Here is an 18,997-nt window from a genome sequence, read left to right on the forward strand (position 1 = left end):
TTGATGTTCGCTATGGCGATTGCCGCGATTCTCGGCGTCGCCGCTGCTTTTTTCACGGTTGGGTTTCCGGCGGAGCGGCCGAGCGAGGCGTTTCTGGCGCTGGCTTCGGCCGGTGCGATCGCCGCGATCGGCGGTTACCTGATGGGCGGGGCCTTAGGCCGCGCGATGAGCGATTTGAAGGCGGTCGTCTACCGGCTGACCAAATGGAATTTGGACGGCGCGGTGCCGCATGTGAAGCGTGCCGGCGAGATCGGGGATCTGGCGCGGGCGCTGGCCGCCTTCCAGGAAGACGCCACGGCGTGGAGCGCACGGCACCAGCAAGATCTCGAGCGCAAAGCGCAAGGCCGGTTGCCGCAGCAGCAGCGCAATGAGCGGCTGATCCGCGAATTCCGCTCCTCCATCGCCGGCATCCTCAGCGTGTTTGCCGACAACACCCATAAGATGGACGAGACGGCCCATGCGCTGGCGAGCCTTGCCAGCAGCAGCAATGAGCGGGTCTCGTCGGTGGCGTCCGCCTCGGACGAGGCCTCCTCCAATGTGCAGACCGTGGCGGCGACGACGGAAGAGCTTGCCGTCTCGGTGGGCGAGATCGGCACGCGGGTCTCGACGGCGAGCCGCATCGTCTCCGAAGTCACAGGCAATGCCCGCATCGCCAATGAGAAGGTGACGGGGCTGGTCTCGGCGGCACAGCATATCGGCGACGTGGTCAGCTTGATTCAGGATGTGGCGGCGCAGACCAATCTTCTGGCGCTCAATGCGACCATCGAGGCAGCCCGGGCGGGCGAGGCGGGGCGCGGCTTCGCCGTGGTGGCCAACGAGGTGAAGACGCTGGCCGATCAGACCGCCAAGGCGACGGTGGATATCCGCCAGCAGATTGCCGCAATCCAGCTTTCCACCCAAGGCGCGGTGGAGGCGATGGAAGGCATCGTCGTGTCGATGAACGAGGTGAACAAGCACACCCAAGAGATTGCCGGTGCGGTGCATCAGCAATCCTCGGCGACCTCGGAGATTTCTCACAGCGTGCGGGAAGCGGCGCGCGGCACCGAGGAGGTGGCGGCGCATATGCCCGGCGTCACCCAGACGGTGGACGAGACGAGCGAATCCGCAACGCGGGTGCTGCAGGTCTCGCAGGATCTGACGCGCCAGGCCGAGGTGCTGCGCGAGACGGTGGAGACCTTTCTGCACGAAGTGGTGCCGCTGGAGCAGCCCCTCGACAGGGCGAGCTAGGGGAGGCGCCCGTTTGCGGGCGCGTCTTAAACGCTTTCCGCTAATTGGCGAAGCGGAAATGCATCACGTCGCCATCGGCGACGACGTATTCCTTGCCTTCCAGGCGCATCTTGCCGGCATCGCGGGCGCCGGCTTCGCCGCCCAGCCCGATGAAGTCGTCATAGCCGATGGTCTCGGCGCGGATGAAGCCCTTCTCGAAATCGGTATGGATCACGCCGGCGGCCTGGGGCGCATGGGTGCCTTGCGGCACGGTCCAGGCGCGGGCCTCTTTCGGGCCGACGGTGAAATAGGTGATCAGATCGAGCAGGCTGTACCCGGCGCGGATCAGCCGGTCGAGGCCGGGCTCGTTCAGCCCGAGCTCGGCGAGATAGGCGGCGCGCTCCTCGGCATCGAGCTCGGCGAGTTCCGACTCGATCTTGGCGGAGATTACCACGGTGCCGGCGCCTTCCTTGGCGGCGCGCTCCTCCACCAGCTTGGAATATTCATTGCCGGTGGCGGCGGAGGCCTCGTCCACGTTGCAGACATAGAGCACCGGCTTTGAGGTGAGGAGGCCAAGGCTCTTGAAGGCGGCGCGGTCGTCGTCGGAGACGTCGGCGAGGCGGGCGGGCTTGCCTTCGCGCAACAGGGCGAGGGCCATCTCCACCAGCTCCAGAGCCTTCTTGGCTTCCTTGTCCTGGCCGCGGATCTTCTTCTCCAGATTGGGGATGCGCTTCTCCAGGCTGTCCAGATCGGCGAGCATCAGCTCGGTCTCGACGGTCTCGGCATCGGCCAGCGGATCGACCTTGCCCTCGACATGCACCACGTCGTCATCCTCGAAGCAGCGCAGCACATAGGCGATGGCGTCGACCTCGCGGATATGGGCGAGGAACTGATTGCCGAGGCCTTCGCCCTTGCTGGCGCCGCGCACCAGCCCGGCGATATCGACGAAGGTGAGCCGGGTCGGGATGGTCTCGGCCGATTTGCTGATCTCGGAGAGCTTGCTGAGGCGCGGGTCCGGCACCGGCACGTCGCCGACATTGGGCTCGATGGTGCAGAACGGGTAGTTCGCCGCGGCCGCGGCGGCCGTCTGGGTCAGGGCGTTGAACAGGGTCGACTTTCCGACATTGGGCAGGCCGACGATGCCGCATTTGAATCCCATAGGTACCAACCGTCATGTTGTTCGGGCGAGATGCCCGGCGTGAGAAGAGCCGCTAGCTTTTCAGCCAGCGTTTCAGAGCGGAGCTGAGGGCGCTGTCGCCTTTCGGCTCGTTGGATTGCGATGGCGCCGGCGCCGGTGCGGATTTCGGCTCGGCTGCCGGCTGCGCTGACGCAGAGGGGGCGTCCGGCTTCCAATGGGCGACCGCCGTCTGGAACTTGTCGTAGGCGCCCTCGGCGAGATAGGGCGCCGCGTCGGAGATTGCCGTCAGGCTATCTTCCAGCCAAGTCTGATCGGCTTTCGGGAAGTCGCCCATGACATGGCCGTGCACCCGCTCCTTGGAGCCGGGATGGCCGATGCCGATGCGTACCCGCACATAGTCGTTGCCGATATGGGCGGTGATGGATTTCAGCCCGTTATGGCCGGCAACCCCGCCGCCGGTCTTCACCCGCACCTTGTCCTGGGCGAGGTCGAGCTCGTCGTGAAAGACGATGACGTCGTCGAGGTCGAGCTTGAAGAAGCGCACCGCCTCGCCGACCGAGCGCCCGGACTCGTTCATGAAGGTCTGGGGCTTGAGCAGCAGGCATTTCTCGTTGCCGAGACGGCCTTCGGCGCAAAGCCCCTGGAAGCGCTTGCGCCAGGGGCCGAACTCGTAGGATGCGGCGATGAAGTCCACCGCCATGAAGCCGATATTGTGCCGGTTGAAGGCGTATTTCGCCCCCGGATTACCAAGGCCGACAAGCAGCTTCATAGGACACCCGAAATGCGCAACTGCGCCGAAAGAGGAGTTTGGGGAGGAGGATTACTCCTCGCCCGACTCTTTGGCCTCTTCGGCGCCTTCTTCCGCTCCACCTTCCTCGCCTTCCTCAGCCGCAGCCTCGGCCACGCGGCCGGTGATGGTGGCGACGGTGAAGTCGCGGTCGGTGATGGTGGGCTCGACGCCTGCTGGCATCTTGATGGCGGAGATGTGGATGGAATCGCCGATTTCCAGACCGGTCAGATCCACCTCGAAGCTCTCCGGGATGGCGTCGACCGGGCAGGAGACCTCGACCTCGTGGCGCACCACGTTGAGCACGCCGCCGCGCTTCAGGCCGGGGGCTGCTTCGTCGTTGAGGAAGTGCACCGGCACCTCAAGGGTGATGGTCGCATGCTCGGCGATGCGCAGGAAATCCACATGCAGCGGCAAATCCTTGACCGGATCGAGCTGGATATCGCGGGGAATGACGCGGGTCTTCTTGCCCTCGATATCGAGCATGTAGACGGTGCTGCGGAAGTGACCGGTGTTGTATTGCTTCCAGATCTCCTTGTACTCGACAGAGATCGGTTCCGGCGTTTCCTTCTCGCCGTAAAGAATAGCCGGCACGCGGCCTTCCCGGCGCACGGCGCGCGCGCCACCTGTGCCCGTATTGTCGCGCGCCCAGGCTTTGAGTTCGTGGGCCTCAGCCATTGAAACCTCCAAATGCGGCAACGGGGCAAAAGGCGCCCCAAACCAGTTATGCGCGGCGCCGGTGTCGGGCCGCGGGCAAATTCGTTGGCGCTTATACCCTCCGCATGCGGCTATGACAATGAGGGAATGGCCTGAAATCGGCGCTTGGGACGTCGGTTTCCTGTGTTTCTCAAGGCTGATCGCAAGGCTTAGCGGAAGTTGATATCGACCGGGGAGAGTTTTGGCGAGCCCCGATCGGCCGCTTCGGCCTTGTGAATCAGGCCCAATATCTTGGCATTCAGCGGCGCCGGGACGCCGTATTGCTTGGCAAGATCGACGATCTTCCCCTGAATATGGTCGATTTCCGTGGGGCGCCTTTCCTCCAGATCGTCCCACATGGAGGAGCGGGCGCGCGGATCGATGGAGGGGATGCTGCGCGCCAGGAGCATGAAAAGCCGGTCGGGCAGGGGAAGCACCTTGGCCAAGATGCGGGGGTGCACGCCCTCGAAACGCGCCGGTCGAATCGACGCAGCTTTCATGACCGCGAGGCCCTCTTCCATCTGCTGAGCGAGGAGCCGGCGCCAGCCCCGGTCTTCGAACTCGGTCTTCAAAGGAATGCCGGAGAGGGCATTCAGCCCGTTATTGAGATTGATCAGCAGCTTGGACCATTGCACGCCCATCATATTGTCATGGGCGCTGACGGGCGCGCCGGGAACGTCGAGATGTGAACGCAGATCCTCGTAACCCGCTGCAATCACGATCGTTCCGCTTGTGGCGCGACGGAACGATGGCGTTTTACCGGACGTTAGCTGGTGAACGATGTTGAATGGCACCATGCCGGGGATCACGGTGCGGTCCGGCCCCAGCCTTTCGCGCAGCACAGCCACGTTGTCGACGCCGTTTTGCAGGCTGACGACAATGGCGTCTTGCGGCGCGTGGCGGGCGATGAGGTCGCCCATTGCCGCAGTGGCACCGCTTTTCACCGTCACCAGAATGATGTTTGCTGTGCCGAGGGCTTCAGCGGGATCGTCGGTGAGGTCGAGAGCTGCGCTGTCCACCTGAGTCTCGGCGTCGTCGAGATCGGCGAGATGCATGCCGTGCTCGGCAAGGGCTTGGCTTAAAGCCGGACGCAGTAAAAAGCGCACATTGCGGCCGGCGAGAGCTAGCCTGCCGCCGAAATAGCAACCGACGCTGCCGGCGCCGGCAATGACGATGCGGGAGTTAGAAATGGCCATGAGGCAGGTCTCTTGGGCGTGTTTTGTCTTGTCTCTTAGGAGTGTCTTGGGGGCTCGAGGCTAGAGCAGGATTATCGGAAGCAGGACTTGCGGCTTGTCCTAGATAACCGGCGGCGGTGAAATCTACTCCGCTGCCAATGTCGATGGGTGAACAGTCAAGTGAACTACCTTTCCCCTGAAAATGAGGTGACCACGCAGGCAACGCCGCTCTCCGACGAGGAGAGGCAAGCGGCCGAAGCGCTGGATCTCTCCGATGCCGGTCATGGCGGTCTGCTGCGGCGCCAAGCGAAAGCGCGTCTGCCGCAAGGCATCTTCGATTTCGTCGAGGGCGGCTCCTACGACGAGATCACGTTAAGGGCCAATATCGACGATCTTGCGACGCTGCGCTTGCGTCAGCGGGTCATGGTGGACGCTTCGGTGCGCCGCCAGCGGACGACCATGCTGGGCCAGGCCGCGACCATGCCGGTGGCGCTCGGCCCGGCCGGCTTCGCCGGGCTGGTGCATCCGATGGGGGAGGTGCTGGCGGCCCGCGCGGCGGAAAGCTTCGGGGTGCCGTTCTGCCTCAGCTCGTTTTCGATCTGCTCGATCGAGGATGTCGCCTCCGCCAGCCGCGCGCCGTTCCTGTTCCAGCTCTATCTGTTCGACGATCGCGGGGTGAACGCCTCGCTGCTGCGCCGGGCGCGGGAGGCGGGCTGCGAGACGCTGGTTCTGACCATGGACGCGCATCTTCAAGGGCGGCGGAACCGCGATCTCGATAACGGTTTGACGGTGCCGCTGAAGGTGCGGCCGAAGCTCGCCTATCACATGACGAAGCGCCCGCTCTGGCTGTGGCGCTGGCTGACGGCGAAGCGGCGCACCATGGGCACTCTGGCGCCTTATGCCGGCGGCAGCACGGAGCTTGCCGATGTCTCCGATTGGGTGTCGCGGCATTACAAGGGCGCGTTCGATGCGGCCGATCTCGAATGGGTGCGTGCCAACTGGCCAGGCAAGCTGATGATCAAGGGCGTGCTCGATCCGGAGGACGCCAAAACCGCGCTGTCTCTCGGTGCCGATGCGATTCTGGTCTCCAATCACGGCGGCCGGCAGCTGGATAGCGCCTCCTCCACGGCGCGGGCGTTTCCGGCCGTGGCCGAGGCGGTGGGCGACCGGGCGGAGCTTTATTTCGACGGCGGTATCCGCACCGGGCTCGACGTGCTGAAAGTGCTGGGGCTCGGGGCGAAAGGCTGTTTTATCGGCCGCGCCTATCTTTACGGCCTGGCGGCGGATGGCGAGCGCGGTGTGCGCACCGCCTTGCAGCTGCTTGCGGACGAGCTCGATGTCGGCATGGCGCTGAGCGGCGTGAGCGATGTTAACGCACTTCCCGCCGGGCTGGTCTCTCGACATTCTTGAGAAGATTCAACACAATGATCCGCTCGAAGGCTCATCGGCCCTAGGGCCGGTTCGCGGGGAAGAGTTGGGGCGGAATTCCGCACTTTGCCGCTGGTGACGGAACTCCTGCCGAAGCGGCCGCGCCGTCGCGCCGGTCCGCTTGAAACGGTGAAACCGCGAGTGGGCGGATCGCCGGTTGTCTTATTCGTATCTCGCGGCGTGGCGGCGGAACGAGATGAGTCAGACGCTTAGACGCATTCTCTATATCGACGGCGACGACGCGGTGCGCGCGCTCGTGCAGCGCGAGCTGGCGCGCCAGGGCTGCGAGGTTCATGCCGAAGCCGATGGCGATGCAGCTCTGCTGACGCTTGCGAGCCGGGATTTCGATGCCGTGGCGCTCGATCATCTCGATCGCGGCATGGACGGATTGCAGGTGCTGGAGCGCATCCGCCAGACGGATAAGGCGCTGCCGGTGATCTTCGTCACCGCGGCAGCGGAGAGCCGGCTTGCCGTGGCGGTGCTGAAGGCCGGCGCGACCGACTATGTGGTGAAGGACGGCGAGGGGCATTTCATCGTGCTGATCAAGGCGGCGGTGGAAAATGCGCTGGCCGAGCAGGCAAAGGATTGCACCGGTCCGGGCGACGACGATCTGCGCGCGGCGCGCGACCGGTTCGAGGCGCTTGCCGCGGAGCGGGCCTTGCTGCTGCGGGAGGTCAATCACCGGGTCTCCAACAGCTTGCAGCTGATCGCCTCGATGCTGCAGATCCAGGCCAATGCGTCGGGGAGCGAGGAGACGCGCAAGGCGCTGTCCAACGCCATGTCGCGGGTTCTGGCCGTGGCCGAGGTGCATAAGCGGCTCTATACCTCCGACACTGTGGAGGCCGTGGCGCTCGATCAGTATCTCGATGCGCTGATCGACGACCTGCGCCGCTCCTCCGACGATATGGGGCTGGAGCAGCTTCAGCTCGCGGCCGATGCGGTGTCGCTGGATCCGGACCGGGCGGTGGCGCTGGGCGTGATCGTCAACGAGCTGGTGATCAATGCCTGGAAATACGCCTATCCCGGCGGCTCGGGGCCGATCCGTATCGGTCTTCGCCGCGACGGGGCTGGGCGGGTGCGGCTGGCCGTGGAGGATGACGGTGTCGGGATGACGCGCGAGGAGATGCAACGCTCCTCCGGGCTCGGCCAGAAGATTGTCGGCGCGATGATCCAGAAGCTGGAAGCCGATCTGCAATACGAGCCGAAAGCGCAAGGCACGCGGGCCGTCGTCTCCTTTTTCGAGCACGAAGCGGAAGCCGAGCAGCCCGCGGCTTGAGGGGGTGCGCCCCGGTCAGGTGCGCCAGGGATGCTCGGGCAGCTCCTCGCTCATACCCAAGGCTTTCACCGCGGCGAGGCTGACCTCGTGGTCGTTCTCCACCGTGCTGCCACTGGAGCCGACGGCGCCGACCAGCACGCCTTCCTCGTCGACGATGGGAATGCCCCCGGGAAAGGTGATCAGCCCGTTATTGGAGACCTCGATCTGGTAGAGCGGCTTGCCGGGCTGGGAGAGCTTGCCGAGTTCGCCGGTCGCCATGCCGAAGAAGCAGGAGGTCTTCGCCTTCTTGATCGAGATATCGATGCTGCCGACCCAGGCATCGTCCATGCGAGCGAAGGCCTTCAGATTGCCGCCGGAATCGACCACGGCGATGCAGCTCTGGATACCGAGCTGCTTGGCTTTTTTCTGGGCCGCTTCGATGGCTTTTTCAGCATGTTCGAGGGTGACATGCATAGAATGCTCCTCCTCCTTGATGATTGAAACTTCATTGAAAAATGAAGACACGCGGAGATAACCACCGCGCCTGGCATGAACGCGGACGAAGGAGCTTTGGGTCCGTCGGCGGCGAAGATGCCGCGGAACGTTTGGATGAGTGGAGAGGGAGGCTCCCGCCTAGTAGAACAGGCTGGAGACGGATTTCTCGTCCGCGGTGCGGGCGATGGCCTCGCCGAGCAGCGGGGCGATGGGGAGAATGCGGATGTTATGGGCATTCTCCACCGCCTCGGTGGGGCGGATGGAGTCGGTCAGCACCAGCTCTTTCAGCTGCGAGCCCAGGACCCGCGAGACGGCGCCGCCGGAGAGCACGCCGTGGGTGATATAGGCGATCACCGAATTGGCGCCTTTTTCGAGCAGCGCGTCGGCGGCATTCACCAGGGTGCCGCCGGAATCGACGATATCGTCGACCAGGACACAGTTGCGGCCACGCACGTCGCCGATGACGTTCATCACCTCGGACTCGCCGGGGTTCTCGCGGCGCTTATCGACGATGGCAAGCGGCGCATCGATGCGCTTGGCGAGGCCGCGGGCGCGGACCACGCCGCCGACATCGGGCGAGACCACCATGATGTTGTTGACGTCGAACACCTCGCGAATGTCCTGCACCATCACCGGCGCGGCGAAGAGGTTGTCGGTCGGAATATCGAAATAGCCCTGGATCTGGCCGGCATGGAGATCGAGGGTCAGCACCCGGTCGGCACCGGCGCGGGTGATCATATTGGCCACCAGCTTGGCCGAGATCGGGGTGCGCGGGCCGGGTTTGCGGTCCTGGCGGGCATAGCCGAAATAGGGAACCACGGCGGTGATACGGCGGGCCGAGGCGCGGCGGAGCGCATCGATGATGATGAGCAGCTCCATCAGATGGTCGTTGGCCGGCGCCGAGGTCGACTGAATGACGAACACGTCCTCACCGCGGACGTTTTCCTGCACCTCGACGAAGATCTCCATATCGGCGAAGCGTCGCACGATACATTTGGTGAGCGGCGTATTGAGGTAGGTGGAAATCGCCTCAGCGAGAGGGCGGTTGCTATTGCCCGCAACCAGTTTCATTTGTAACCGCTCCCACGGCCGGAATTTGAGCCCGAATGGCGCGCTTGTAGCAGGGGGCCGCGCGGGCTGTAAACTGGGCTTTGTGACCCTTTGGTGAATCAGCCGTAGCTAAGCCGATTTATTTGGGGAGAAGTTTGACGATGCCGTCGGTGGCCGCGCCTGCCGCCGCATCGGCGATGGCACCCCAGGGACCGGAGAGCGAGCCTTTGGGGATGGTGTTCTCCTGCGAGACGGTGCCGAGGCGCCGCCCGTTCGGATCGATGACCTTCCAGTCGAGGCGCACGGTCTCCTTGCCGCTGCCCGCATCCTTGACCCCGACCTGGCCCTGGACCGTGTAGACATTGGTTCCGCGCGAACTGGTGAGCTTCACGCCTTTGGCGGCGAGACGCTTCTTCAGCGCGGCCGGCAGCGCGCGGTTGCCGTCCCCCGGTGCGCCGGTGACCGGTGCGACGAGGGTCATGGGCGGGGCCGAGACGGCGGCGGTCTGGGTCGTGCTGCCGGTGGTTTCGGGGGAGCCGTTGCTGTCGCCGCCGCCGAAGGCGCGATTGAAGAAGCCGGCGACGCCGCCTGCCGCAGCGCCGGTTCCCGCGGCCGCGCCGGCACCGCTGCCGTTGCTGGCGCTGCTTGCTGCGCCGCTACTGGTGGAGGAGGTGGTGGCGGCCGGGGCCGAGGTCTCCGGCACTTTCTTGCCGGCGAGGCCCGCGGCGGTCTTATCGGCGATGATGCGCAGATCGTTGCTGCTAACGCCGCTCCAGGGGTCGGAACGCGGGCGCGAGACCTGTTGCTCGCCGCTGACCCGCTTGACGCGCTTACCGCTCGTGTCGGTGACGTCCCAGATATAGGAGATGGAGGCGCCGCGCGATTGCGGCGTGGCGACGAGATAGCCGCGCACCGAGAGCGGCGCGCCTTGTCCGTTGGGGACCAGGGTGAGGCCTTGCGCCTTGCCGCTCTCCACCAGGAGGCGGGTCAGCTCGTCGGAAACCTTGCTGGGTGCGCCGACGATCGGCTGCAGAGACATGGTCTTAGGGCCGAAAATGCCCCCGGCGCCGCCGAAGATGCTGCTGGTGGGGATGCTGCTTCCGCCCGTGCAGCCCGCCAGGACGAGCGCGACAAGCGCTGCCAGCACGAAACGGGCACTCAGAATCGCTGCCCGGGCCACGGGAACGGATACCGCGTCCAACACCAAATACTCCTTCTTGGCCGCTTTGGCGGCCCGGCCTTGCTGCGCAAAGCGGCGCGGGCGCCTTAACCCTCTTTACTAACAATAGATTAACCGTCAGGGGTGGGGTGCGTCCAGATCAAGCGCCAGCTTGTTCCCCCCGATTCGTCCGACATGGTGAACGCCGCTCAGGTTAAAACGATGGCGGAGATTTGGCGTCCGTAGTCGTTTTCGCCCCAATGCTGCGACCGACGGTAGCTGAAAAACCGGGCCTCGTCGCAATAGGTGCAATGGCTCATATCGGCGATGGTCTCGACGCCGGCCCGGTCCAGACGCTCCACCACATATGAGGCAAGATCGAAATGCGGCTCGCCGGTGCTCTCGTCGGTGACAAAGAACTCCTCGGCCTCCGGATCCTCTTTCAGGAAATTGTCCCGGTAGTCGGCGCCCACCTCATAGATGGTGCGGGAGATGCACGGGCCGATGGCGGCAATGATCTTTTCCGGATTGGCGCCGAGCTCGGCCATCTTGCCGACGGTTGCCTCGACGATGCCGGTGAGCGCCCCGCGCCAGCCGGCATGGGCGGCGGCGGCGATTCTAGCGTCGGGCTCGCAGAACAGCACCGGCGTGCAGTCTGCGGTGAGGATGCCGACGGCGAGGCCGGGCGTTGCGGTGACGATGGCGTCGGCCTCGGGCGCCTTGCCGTCCTTCCAAGGCTCTTCGACGATCACCGCGGTGGCGCTGTGGATCTGATAGGGGGTGATCAGGCGTTCCGGCGCGACGCCCAGAGCCTCGGCGACGAGGGCGCGGTTCTGTTTGACGCTTGCGGCCTCGTCCTTGGAGCCGGAACCGCAATTCAGCGATTCATAGATCCCTGCGGAGATCCCGCCCTGGCGGGTGAAAAATCCGTGGCGGACCGCCGGCTGCTGATTCAGCTCGGAGGCACAAAGCTTGGCCTGATCGGGTGTCATGTCCGGTATTCCTAGATCACGGCGATCTTTCTTCTGGGAAGGGAGGGGGCGCGGGCAGGCCGGGACTGAGAAGGGCGAGCGCCTTGAACAGGATCCCCATCTGCTGGGGATCGATGAGGCGGTTGGCGCCTGAGGCAAGCATTGCTCTTTGGTCCGGTGTCGCGCTCTGCATCAGCTGCTCCTGGCGGGCAGCCAGGCCGAGCTTCAGGAGAAGCTCACCTTGCGGCATCGGACCATAGGCAGACAAGCCTTTCTGTGCGGCTTGCCGCTTTAAGGCGTCGAAATCGACATGGGCGGTGAGGTCGGCCTTGCCCGGCTCTGCCAAGGGATCGGCATAGGCGTGGCGGCGGACAGCTTGCAGCGTGTCGTTCAAGGCGGGCGTATCGGCGCCGTAATCGACGAACAGGGCGGCGAGCGGCGCGGCGGCGGCGCGGGCGGCAAGGGTTTCGATCAGCGGGGCGATGGCCGGGCGGGTCTCGGCGACGGTGCCCTTGCTGGCAAGCTGCGCAAAGCGGCGGAGAGCTTCGTCCGCTTCGGCATCGTCTTGCGCCTCGGCGAAGGCGAAGCGGTCCCCGTCCAGGCCGACCATGCGCTCGCGCCAGGCCTCGCCCCGCCGCACGAATTGGCGGATAGGCAAAGCATCGAGGAATTCGTTGCCGATGAGGATCAGCGGGCCGCCGGGGAGGGCGTCGACGCTTTCCGCCCAGGCGAGCGGAATTGCCGGCTCCTCATTGGCGTAATCGGAGACGAGGGCGCTCTGCATCTGCCGCAAGGTCGGGCTGGTTTCGACCAGAACCACCGAGACGGCTTCGCGAAATGGCGGAAACTGCCGCCAGATGCGCAAGCAATCGGCCATCAGAGCGCCGCGGCCGGGGCCGATCTCGGCGACGGTGATCTGTTTCGGGGCGCCGAAGGATTGCCAGATTGCGATGGCCCAGACACCGATCAGCTCGCCGAAGATTTGGCTGATTTCCGGCGCGGTGATGAAATCGCCGTCCTCGCCGATGGGCTGACCTGAGGTGTAGTAGCCTGCCGCCGCATCGGCCAGGCAGGCCTCCATATAGGCCTCGACGGTGAGCGGACCTTCGCGCGCGATGCGGGCCTTCAGCCTTGCGGCGAGGTCGTCTTCTGCCTGTTCAGGCGGCATCCGGGGTTTCTTTGGGCTCGGCGGGAAGGGCGGCGGCTTTGCGCTGGGCGCGCCAGATCAGCCAGGCGCCGAGCAGGATCATGGGGATGGAATAGAGCATGCCCGGGGTGACGAAGCCGATATGTAAGGGGTGGCCGACATCGGGCTCGCGCACGAATTCCAGCGAGCTGCGGAAGATCGCATAGAAGACGAGAAACAGGCCGAAGGTGGTGCCGGGCTTGGTCAGCGCGTGGAACTTGTGGGTGGCGATGCGCAGGATGATGAACAGCACCACGCCTTCCAGCAGGCCTTCGTAGAGCTGGCTCGGATGGCGCGGCAGCTGGTCCGGGTCGGTGGGAAACACCATGGCCCAGGGCACGTCGGTGACCCGGCCATAGACCTCGCCATTGATGAAATTGGCGAGCCGGCCGAACAGCAGGCCGAACGGCGTCGAGGTGGCGGCGAGGTCGCCGAGGGAGAGCGGGTTGATGCCCTTCAGATAGGAGAAGACGGCGACGGCGATGATGACGCCGACCAGCCCGCCATGGAACGACATGCCGCCGCCCCAGACGGCGGGGATCTCCATGGGATTGGCCAGGAAGTAGCTCGGCTCATAGAACAAGACATAGCCGATGCGGCCGCCCACCACGATGCCGAGGGTGATCCAGAGCAGGAAATCGTCGACCTGGCCGACGGTGATGGTGGGCTTGCCGTTCCAAAGATCGGGGCGCGAGACCAGGCGGCGGGCGTAGAGCCAGCCGAGCAGGATGCCCGCCATATAAGCCAGCCCGTACCAATGCACCTCGACGGGGCCGAGATTGAACGCGATCGGATCGATAACGGGGTAGGGAATGGCGAGAAGGGGCATCGAGGATATGCATCCGCAAAAGGTTGGCGAAGCTTTGGCCGGACCCTTGACCTCGCGGCGTTAACTGTCAAGAAGACCATTGGCGCGGGCGGTGTTTTACGCCGCCTTGAACGTCTGGTTCCGCAGTTCCATAGTCTTTCTCAGACGAAATATTGGCTGGTGCCTAGCGCGCCGAAACGAAGGTTATACGATGACGCAGACAAGTGGCCGTTTCTTCGACGAATTGGGCAAGCTGATGACCGGGGCTGCGGGTGCCGCGCAAGGCATGCGCCGCGAGGTCGAGACGGTGATGCGCAGCCAGACCGAGAAGATGCTCTCGCAGCTGGATCTGGTGCAGCGGGAAGAGTTCGATGCGGTCAAGGCGATGGCCCAGAAGGCGCGGGACGAGAATGCGCGGCTGAGAGCTCGGATCGAGGTGCTGGAAGCGGTGCTGAGCAATGCGAACGAGCCGGAAACGCCGCGCCCCGTTAAGCGCCGGGTGGTGAAGCGGAGCTACTAGCTTCCCACGCTTCGGCCCCGGAGATGGTTTCCGGGGCCCGCCGGATACACTACCGAATCGGTTATCCCCAACCGTCCACAGCTATTTCTGCACAATTTCCACAGGAAATTCAGCCGTCCACACCTTTTACGGCATTACGGCGTGCAGTGCAGTTGGAGCACCCACAAGCTCCATTATATAACTGATTCGTAAGCTGATTCGCGGCGGGGGTATTTGAGTGCGCGCAACTCTGCTTAGGCCACAGAGGACCACGCATGGGATTTCTTTTACAAAACGACATAGCGGGAATCGCCAATCCGGTGGATTTGATGGAGCAGATCGCCATCACCCACGATTGGCCATTCGAGAGAAGCGCGACGGACGAGCTGACTTTGTCCGTCGCTGGGACATGGTGCGACTATCATGTCTCGTTGAGCTGGCGGGAGGATGTCGAAGCGCTGCATCTTGCATGTGCATTCGATTTTCGCGCCTCAAAGCAACGTTTGGGTGACACCTATCGCCTGATGGCGATGATCAACGAGCAGCTCTGGATCGGGCATTTCGACTTCTGGAAAGATGACGGGATGATGCTGTATCGCCACGGGCTGCTGCTGACCGGGGCAGAGACACAGCCTGCCCAATGCGAGGCGCTGCTGGATGCCGCGCTTCGGGCATGCGAGCGCTACTACCAGGCGTTCCAGTTCGTGCTCTGGGCAGGGAAGTCGCCGGAAGATGCGCTGGCGGTCACCATGCTCGAAGCGCAAGGCTGCGCGTGAGCATCGATCTCGCCGGTCCGCTGCTGCTGGTCGGCGCCGGCAAGATGGGCGGCGCCATGTTGCGCGGCTGGCTGGACGGCGGCTTAGATCCCAAATCGGTCCATGTGCTGGATCCGGCGCCTTCGCCGGAGATGGCGGCGCTGTTCCAGGCGCATGGGATCGAGGCGGGCGATAAGCCGGAGCCGGGTCTGGAGCCGGCGATTGTTGTGCTGGCGGTGAAGCCGCAGATCTTGGGCGCGGTGATGCCGGAGATCGAGAGCTTGGTGGGCCCGGACACGGTGGTGCTGTCGATCGCGGCGGGAAAGACGCTTGGCTTCCTGGAGGAGCATCTGCCGAAAGGCGCGGCGGCGGTGCGGGCGATGCCCAACACGCCGGCGGCGATCGGGCAGGGGGTGACGGCAGTTTGCGCCAACGCCCATGTCACGCCCGCCATGCGGACAGCGTGTGAGGCGCTGCTGCAGGCGGCGGGCAGCGTGCATTGGATCGAGAACGAAGATCTGATGGATGCGGTGACGGCGGTTTCCGGTTCCGGCCCCGCTTACGTTTTTTTGCTCACCGAATGCATGGCGGAGGCGGGCGTCGAGCTCGGGCTCGACCGCGAGCTTGCCGCAGCGCTCGCCCGCGAGACGGTGTCGGGCGCAGGCGCGCTGATGGCCGGGTCGAAGGAAGAGGCCGGCCAGCTCCGCCAGAACGTCACCTCGCCGCAAGGGGTGACGGCGGCAGCGCTCGAGGTGCTGATGGAGAAGGACGCCATGCCGGGGCTGTTGAAACGGGCCCTGGCTAAGGCCGCGGCGCGTTCCGGCGAACTTTCCTCCTAAACCTCTCTTCTGTTTCGCGCGCGGCGTTGATCCGCCGTGTTTCCGCCGCCGTCTTACACCAGACTTGGATACTCCCTATGTTAGAAGCCAAGGGAGGTTGCCATGCTGAACGACTTCACGAACCGGTCCCGCGCGATCCGCGCCGCGTTTGAGCTGGCGGAGACCAAGCCCTGGCACGACATCGCTCTTGCCGAGATCGCCGCCAAGGCGGGGCTGAGCTTGTCCGATCTCCGGGCCGAGTTCGACCGCAAGGCCGATCTGCTGACCGGGTTCCAGAAAGAGGTGGACCGGGCGGTGCTCGACCGCGCCACGAGCGGCGAGGATGTGAGCCCGAAGGACCGGCTGCTGGATGCGATGATGATCCGCTTCGAGGTGATGGCGCCGTATCGCGGCGCGCTGAAGCGCATCGTGAAAGACATTTCCTGCCGGCCCAGCGAGGCCGGGCAACTGCTCCCCACCGCGCTCGCCTCGCAATATTGGATGCTGGCGGCGGCGAAGATCCCGGTCTCCGGCCCGCAAGGCGCGATGAAGGTTGCCGGTCTCGCCGGGGTGCAGGGGCAGAGCTTTCGCTATTGGCTGGAGGACGATTCCCCAGGCTTCGAGCGCACCATGGCGTTCATCGACCGGCGGCTGGATAAGGGCGAGCGGCTGCTGCACAAGGCGGAAGACGCCTGCTGCCGGCTGAAGAGCCTCGCCTGTTGTTTCGTGCCGAAGCGGAAAGCCAAAGGCGAGACGCCGGCGCCGGATGCGCCTGCGCCCGAGCCGGAAGGCGCCTAGACCGGCACCCGGATCTCGACCTTGAGCCCGCCGAGCTTGGAATCGTCGAGCTTGATGTCGCCGCCATGGAGGCGGGCGATATCGCGGGCGATGGCGAGGCCCAGCCCCGTGCCGGTGGAGCCGCTATCCTGATTGCGGGCATCGTCCACCCGGTAGAAGGGGCGGAACACCTGCTCGCGCTCTTCTTCCGGAATGCCCGGCCCATCATCCTCGACCAGGATATAGAGCGAGCCGTCGCGCTTGCGGGCGGTGATCTGGATGGTTTCCGCATAGCGGGCCGCGTTGTTGACCAGATTGCCGACGGCACGTTTGAAGGCATTGCGCTTCAGCGGCACGGTCAGCTTCTTGGACGGCAGTTTGAGGTTTACGGTCTTGCCGGCGTTTTGCGGCGCGGCGAGGGCATTTTGACGGACCTCGGCAAGGAGATCGCCGACATTGGTGGTGCTGGTTTCCTCGCCGGAATCGCCTTTGGCGAAGGCGAGATAGTCTTCCAGCATCGCCTGCATCTCATCGACATCCTCGCGCATGGCGTTGACCTCGGGCGATTCCTTCAAGAGCGCCAGCTCCAGGCGGAAGCGGGTGAGGATGGTGCGCAAGTCGTGGCTGACGCCGGCGAGCATGGTGGTGCGCTGCTCGACATGGCGCTCGATACGGTCGCGCATCTCCAGGAAGGCGACGGCGGCCTGGCGCACTTCGCGGGCGCCGCGGGGGCGGAAATCGGGCGGCACCGGCCGTCCCTTGCCGAAGCTTTCGGCGGCTTCCGACAGGCGCACCACCGGCTTGATCTGATTGCGCAGGAAGAGGATCGCCACGGTCAGAAGCACCAGCGAGGTGCCGAGCATCCAGAACAGGAAGATCTGCGAGTTTGAGGCATAGGTCTGGCTGCGCCTTGCGAGCACATGCATCACCGCGCCGTCCTCGAGCTTGATGCGGATATCGACGAAGTTCGACTGGCCGACCGTGTCGATCCAGAAGGGCAGGCCGATGCGACGCCTCATTTCATCGGACAGGGTGCGGTCGAGCAGGTCGAAGAACGGCTTGGAGCGGGCGGCGGGCAGATCGCTATCGGGGACGATCTGGACGCGCATGCCGAGCGCTTCGTCGGCGATGCGGGTCAAGGTGTCGTAATTGGCGTCCTGGGGATAGGAATCGTAGACGTCGACCAGCGCGCTGATGCTCTGCACCGTGGCGGTGGAGAGGCGCTTGGTCACCAGCTCCCAATGGCGCTCCAGAAAGACGAAGGTCAGCACCGATTGCAGCAGCACCATCGGAGTGATGATGATGATCAGGGCGCGGGCATAGAGCCCCTTCGGCATCTGATTGCGCAAAAATGCGCGCAGCCTTGCGAGCAGAACGATGCGTCCGCGTTTCGAGACGGTCTGCTCGGGGAGAAGGGCCATCATTCAGGGTAGAGGATGTAGCCCTTGCCACGGACCGTCTGGAGATAGACCGGGTTGGCTGGATCGGTCTCCAGCTTGCGTCGCAGGCGGTTGATCTGAACATCCACGGCGCGTTCGCCGCCGCCGCCGGCATCCTTGGCAAGCTCGTGGCGGGAGACGGGCATGCCCGGGCGCTGGGCGAAATAGCGAAGCAGCTCGCGCTCGCGCTCGGTGAGGCGCACGGTCTCCTCGCCGCGGCGGAGCTCGCCGCGATTGATATGGAAGGTGAGCTCGCCGAGCTGCAATGCACCGGAGGAGCTCGCCTGCTCGCCGCGGCGGAGGATATTGCCGACGCGGAGCAGGAGCTCGCGCGGCTCGAACGGCTTGGTGAGGTAATCGTCGACGCCGGCTTCCAGCCCCTCGATGCGCTGGTCGGTCTCGGCGCGGGCGGTGAGCATCAGGATCGGCACACGCGAGCTGGTGCGCAAGTCCCGGGCGAAATCCAGCCCGCTCTCCTTCGGCATCATCACATCGAGGATCAGAAGGTCGAAGGAGAGACCGCGCATGGTGGCGCGGGCGGTCTCCGCATCCACCGCGGTGGAGACGCGATAGCCATTCTCCACCAGATAGCGCGCGAGGAGATCCCGGATGCGGCTGTCGTCGTCGATAACGAGGATATGGGCCGCATTATCGTCGGGGGATGGCGCAACCTGCGATGTGGCCGGACTCGGCATGATCTACGACCCGTCGGTTAGTCGATTTCGCCCTTGTCGCCCGCAAGCTCTAGCGAGGTTTCGCCGGATAAGGAAGCGGGCTTTTCGGCAAGTGTCCCGCCTCTTTGGGGCGGTTGTTCGGCATTGGTCATGGCAACGAGAAAGCGTTTCACGACGGCTTCCGCATCGGGACCTGCCGCCTCAAGCGCCTCGGCCAGACGTACCAGCTGCGGCGCGGCGAGCTGTTTGGCGAGGTTTTGGCCGGTCTCGGTGAGATAGAGCAGCCGCTCGCGGCGGTCGGTGCTGCCCGGCTCCTGGCGGACATAGCCGGTATCGATGAGCTGGCGCAGCACCCGGCCGAGGCTCTGCTTGGTGATCTTCAGGATCTCCAAGAGATCGGCGACGCGTAAGCCAGGCTGGCGGCTGACGAAATGCAGCACCCGGTGATGGGCGCGGCCGAAGCCGAGCTCCTGCAGGATCGCATCGGGATCGCCGGTGAAATCGCGATAGGCCAAGAAGAGCAGCTCGGAGAACTGCAGCAGCTTCTCCTCCGAGGCGCGCGAAAGCGTCTCCGTCTCCCCGGTGGTTTCGGGGCGGCGTGTGGGGCTCTTTGTCACCTGGTCAGTTATGTCAGCCATGTTGACTTATTTTCGCGCCATTGATACTCCTCAAGGCCTGTTC

At 64.7% G+C, this 18,997-nt stretch carries 20 protein-coding genes; 7 read left to right on the forward strand and 13 right to left on the reverse strand.

From position 1 onward, the window contains the following. Positions 1-12: 12 nt before the first annotated feature. Positions 13-1,227 (forward strand): methyl-accepting chemotaxis protein, encoded by a 1,215-nt coding sequence (locus tag HT051_RS05910; protein ID WP_174541177.1) that lies wholly within the window; start codon positions 13-15, stop codon positions 1,225-1,227. Between the two features lie 40 nt (positions 1,228-1,267). Here HT051_RS05910 and ychF read toward each other — a convergent pair whose 3' ends face one another. The 4 genes from ychF to HT051_RS05930 all read right to left on the reverse strand — a co-directional run bounded on the left by ychF (position 1,268) and on the right by HT051_RS05930 (position 5,023). Further along, positions 1,268-2,365 (reverse strand): redox-regulated ATPase YchF, encoded by a 1,098-nt coding sequence (ychF, locus tag HT051_RS05915; RefSeq protein ID WP_174541178.1) that lies wholly within the window; start codon positions 2,363-2,365, stop codon positions 1,268-1,270. Positions 2,366-2,417: 52 nt separating this feature from the next. Further along, positions 2,418-3,113 (reverse strand): aminoacyl-tRNA hydrolase, encoded by a 696-nt coding sequence (gene pth / locus HT051_RS05920; RefSeq protein ID WP_174541179.1) that lies wholly within the window; start codon positions 3,111-3,113, stop codon positions 2,418-2,420. Between the two features lie 51 nt (positions 3,114-3,164). Then, positions 3,165-3,809 carry a 50S ribosomal protein L25/general stress protein Ctc gene (locus HT051_RS05925; RefSeq protein ID WP_174541180.1) on the reverse strand — a complete coding sequence of 215 codons (645 nt, stop codon included), beginning with the start codon at positions 3,807-3,809 and terminating at the stop codon, positions 3,165-3,167. 188 nt (positions 3,810-3,997) lie between these two features. Further along, positions 3,998-5,023 carry a 2-dehydropantoate 2-reductase gene (locus tag HT051_RS05930; RefSeq protein WP_174541181.1) on the reverse strand — a complete coding sequence of 342 codons (1,026 nt, stop codon included), beginning with the start codon at positions 5,021-5,023 and terminating at the stop codon, positions 3,998-4,000. A 186-nt stretch (positions 5,024-5,209) separates the two neighbouring features. Here HT051_RS05930 and HT051_RS05935 point away from each other — a divergent pair, with 186 nt between their 5' ends. After that, on the forward strand, positions 5,210-6,412 hold the full coding sequence (locus HT051_RS05935) for an alpha-hydroxy acid oxidase (RefSeq protein WP_246810193.1): 1,203 nt from the start codon (positions 5,210-5,212) through the stop codon (positions 6,410-6,412). A 214-nt stretch (positions 6,413-6,626) separates the two neighbouring features. Further along, positions 6,627-7,706 carry a sensor histidine kinase gene (locus HT051_RS05940; protein ID WP_174541182.1) on the forward strand — a complete coding sequence of 360 codons (1,080 nt, stop codon included), beginning with the start codon at positions 6,627-6,629 and terminating at the stop codon, positions 7,704-7,706. Positions 7,707-7,721: 15 nt separating this feature from the next. Here HT051_RS05940 and HT051_RS05945 read toward each other — a convergent pair whose 3' ends face one another. From HT051_RS05945 to lgt, 6 genes are all read right to left on the reverse strand, one after another. Next, positions 7,722-8,159: a heme-binding protein gene (locus HT051_RS05945; RefSeq protein ID WP_174541183.1), complete on the reverse strand. Its 438-nt coding sequence runs from the start codon at positions 8,157-8,159 to the stop codon at positions 7,722-7,724. A gap of 159 nt (positions 8,160-8,318) precedes the next feature. Continuing rightward, positions 8,319-9,251, reverse strand: a complete 933-nt coding sequence (locus HT051_RS05950; RefSeq protein ID WP_174541184.1) for a ribose-phosphate pyrophosphokinase — start codon at positions 9,249-9,251, stop codon at positions 8,319-8,321. Between the two features lie 118 nt (positions 9,252-9,369). Next, a complete protein-coding gene (locus HT051_RS05955; RefSeq protein WP_174541185.1) occupies positions 9,370-10,431 on the reverse strand; it encodes a hypothetical protein in 1,062 nt (353 codons plus the stop codon). A 167-nt stretch (positions 10,432-10,598) separates the two neighbouring features. Further along, a complete protein-coding gene (gene pgeF / locus HT051_RS05960; protein ID WP_174541186.1) occupies positions 10,599-11,381 on the reverse strand; it encodes a peptidoglycan editing factor PgeF in 783 nt (260 codons plus the stop codon). Positions 11,382-11,397: 16 nt separating this feature from the next. Further along, complete coding sequence (locus HT051_RS05965) at positions 11,398-12,528, reverse strand: class I SAM-dependent methyltransferase (RefSeq protein WP_174541187.1); 1,131 nt, start codon at positions 12,526-12,528, stop codon at positions 11,398-11,400. Next, positions 12,518-13,375: a prolipoprotein diacylglyceryl transferase gene (lgt, locus tag HT051_RS05970; RefSeq protein WP_174541188.1), complete on the reverse strand. Its 858-nt coding sequence runs from the start codon at positions 13,373-13,375 to the stop codon at positions 12,518-12,520. The genes HT051_RS05965 and lgt overlap by 11 nt, the downstream gene beginning before the upstream one ends. 190 nt (positions 13,376-13,565) lie before the next feature. Between lgt and HT051_RS05975 the strand changes: the two genes are divergently transcribed. From HT051_RS05975 to HT051_RS05990, 4 genes are all read left to right on the forward strand, one after another. Beyond that, a complete protein-coding gene (locus HT051_RS05975) occupies positions 13,566-13,874 on the forward strand; it encodes an accessory factor UbiK family protein (RefSeq protein ID WP_174541189.1) in 309 nt (102 codons plus the stop codon). A gap of 254 nt (positions 13,875-14,128) precedes the next feature. After that, positions 14,129-14,629: a YbjN domain-containing protein gene (locus tag HT051_RS05980; protein WP_174541190.1), complete on the forward strand. Its 501-nt coding sequence runs from the start codon at positions 14,129-14,131 to the stop codon at positions 14,627-14,629. Further along, positions 14,626-15,447, forward strand: coding sequence for a pyrroline-5-carboxylate reductase (gene proC, locus HT051_RS05985; RefSeq protein ID WP_174541191.1), 822 nt, complete (start codon positions 14,626-14,628; stop codon positions 15,445-15,447). The genes HT051_RS05980 and proC overlap by 4 nt, the downstream gene beginning before the upstream one ends. A 102-nt stretch (positions 15,448-15,549) precedes the next feature. After that, the gene (locus HT051_RS05990; protein ID WP_174541192.1) at positions 15,550-16,224 is read left to right on the forward strand and encodes a hypothetical protein; all 675 of its coding nucleotides are present in this window, start codon (positions 15,550-15,552) and stop codon (positions 16,222-16,224) included. Here the strand turns inward: HT051_RS05990 and HT051_RS05995 are convergent. The 3 genes from HT051_RS05995 to HT051_RS06005 are packed head-to-tail and all read right to left on the reverse strand — an operon-like array spanning position 16,221 to position 18,954. Next, positions 16,221-17,624 carry an ATP-binding protein gene (locus tag HT051_RS05995; RefSeq protein WP_174542891.1) on the reverse strand — a complete coding sequence of 468 codons (1,404 nt, stop codon included), beginning with the start codon at positions 17,622-17,624 and terminating at the stop codon, positions 16,221-16,223. The genes HT051_RS05990 and HT051_RS05995 overlap by 4 nt on opposite strands. Then, positions 17,624-18,337, reverse strand: a complete 714-nt coding sequence (locus tag HT051_RS06000; protein ID WP_174541193.1) for a response regulator transcription factor — start codon at positions 18,335-18,337, stop codon at positions 17,624-17,626. Before HT051_RS06000 ends, HT051_RS05995 begins: the two co-directional genes overlap by 1 nt. Positions 18,338-18,354: 17 nt before the next feature. Next, positions 18,355-18,954: a MarR family winged helix-turn-helix transcriptional regulator gene (locus HT051_RS06005; protein ID WP_174541194.1), complete on the reverse strand. Its 600-nt coding sequence runs from the start codon at positions 18,952-18,954 to the stop codon at positions 18,355-18,357. Between the last annotated feature and the right edge of the window lie 43 nt (positions 18,955-18,997).

It is taken from the genome of Methyloligella sp. GL2 (assembly GCF_013341275.1).
Lineage (GTDB): Bacteria > Pseudomonadota > Alphaproteobacteria > Rhizobiales > Methyloligellaceae > Methyloligella.

Excerpts from the sequence above, each read along its gene's own strand:
- HT051_RS05980 (WP_174541190.1), top strand. The coding sequence starts at position 14,129 with ATGGGATTTCTTTTACAAAACGACATAGCGGGAATCGCCAATCCGGTG.
- HT051_RS05930 (WP_174541181.1), bottom strand. The coding sequence starts at position 5,023 with ATGGCCATTTCTAACTCCCGCATCGTCATTGCCGGCGCCGGCAGCGTC.
- HT051_RS05995 (WP_174542891.1), bottom strand. The coding sequence starts at position 17,624 with ATGGCCCTTCTCCCCGAGCAGACCGTCTCGAAACGCGGACGCATCGTT.
- pgeF (WP_174541186.1), bottom strand. The coding sequence starts at position 11,381 with ATGACACCCGATCAGGCCAAGCTTTGTGCCTCCGAGCTGAATCAGCAG.
- HT051_RS05910 (WP_174541177.1), top strand. The coding sequence starts at position 13 with ATGGCGATTGCCGCGATTCTCGGCGTCGCCGCTGCTTTTTTCACGGTT.
- ychF (WP_174541178.1), bottom strand. The coding sequence starts at position 2,365 with ATGGGATTCAAATGCGGCATCGTCGGCCTGCCCAATGTCGGAAAGTCG.
- HT051_RS05940 (WP_174541182.1), top strand. The coding sequence starts at position 6,627 with ATGAGTCAGACGCTTAGACGCATTCTCTATATCGACGGCGACGACGCG.
- HT051_RS05950 (WP_174541184.1), bottom strand. The coding sequence starts at position 9,251 with ATGAAACTGGTTGCGGGCAATAGCAACCGCCCTCTCGCTGAGGCGATT.
- lgt (WP_174541188.1), bottom strand. The coding sequence starts at position 13,375 with ATGCCCCTTCTCGCCATTCCCTACCCCGTTATCGATCCGATCGCGTTC.
- HT051_RS05945 (WP_174541183.1), bottom strand. The coding sequence starts at position 8,159 with ATGCATGTCACCCTCGAACATGCTGAAAAAGCCATCGAAGCGGCCCAG.
- HT051_RS05925 (WP_174541180.1), bottom strand. The coding sequence starts at position 3,809 with ATGGCTGAGGCCCACGAACTCAAAGCCTGGGCGCGCGACAATACGGGC.
- HT051_RS06000 (WP_174541193.1), bottom strand. The coding sequence starts at position 18,337 with ATGCCGAGTCCGGCCACATCGCAGGTTGCGCCATCCCCCGACGATAAT.
- HT051_RS05965 (WP_174541187.1), bottom strand. The coding sequence starts at position 12,528 with ATGCCGCCTGAACAGGCAGAAGACGACCTCGCCGCAAGGCTGAAGGCC.
- HT051_RS05975 (WP_174541189.1), top strand. The coding sequence starts at position 13,566 with ATGACGCAGACAAGTGGCCGTTTCTTCGACGAATTGGGCAAGCTGATG.
- HT051_RS05990 (WP_174541192.1), top strand. The coding sequence starts at position 15,550 with ATGCTGAACGACTTCACGAACCGGTCCCGCGCGATCCGCGCCGCGTTT.
- HT051_RS06005 (WP_174541194.1), bottom strand. The coding sequence starts at position 18,954 with ATGGCTGACATAACTGACCAGGTGACAAAGAGCCCCACACGCCGCCCC.
- pth (WP_174541179.1), bottom strand. The coding sequence starts at position 3,113 with ATGAAGCTGCTTGTCGGCCTTGGTAATCCGGGGGCGAAATACGCCTTC.